Raw genomic sequence first — 630 nt, 5'->3', positions numbered from 1 at the left:
GAATGCACTGGCTTACACTATCATCGAAGAAAACCTGTACAACAAAACCTTTGTTGAACAATACACTGAAGGGTTTGATGCGTTCTACGATATTGTTAGAAATTACGCACCAGAAACGGTAGAGGCAATAACGGGGCTCGATGCGGCATCGATTCGTTTAGCCGCTCGCACTTATGCGGCTGCGCCCGAAGCGATGATTCTTTGGGGCATGGGCGTGACCCAATACGGTCAAGCGGTCGATGTTGTTCGTGGCTTGGCAGGCCTAGCAACATTGACAGGTAACTGGGGGCGTCGTGGCGTGGGTTGTGGCCCGGTTCGTGGTCAAAACAACGTACAAGGTACGTGTGACTTAGGTATGTTGCCGCACCAATATCCAGGTTACCAAAATGTGACTGATGATGCGGTCCGCGCGAAATTCGAAAAAGCGTGGGGAGTGTCTTTGTCGCCAAACCCCGGCTACCGCCTGACTGAAGTGGGTCATAAAGTCGCAGAGGGTAAATGCAAAGCCTTCTATATCTTTGGTGAAGATCCTGCTCAGACAGAAGCTGACCTGAACGCGATGCGTAATACGTTGCGTAAGATGGAACTGGTTATTGCACAAGATATCTTTATGACCAAAACGGTTGAAAT

1 protein-coding gene is annotated in these 630 nt (G+C 49.5%); it reads left to right on the top strand.

Annotated elements, in window-relative coordinates:
• A partial coding sequence (locus B7C60_RS17210; protein WP_216639319.1) for a molybdopterin oxidoreductase family protein occupies nt 1–630 on the top strand: 630 nt, incomplete at both ends.

The organism is Vibrio fujianensis (assembly GCF_002749895.1).
In the GTDB taxonomy this organism is placed as follows: domain Bacteria; phylum Pseudomonadota; class Gammaproteobacteria; order Enterobacterales; family Vibrionaceae; genus Vibrio; species Vibrio fujianensis.
This window is presented reverse-complemented; position numbering and strand designations above follow the sequence as displayed.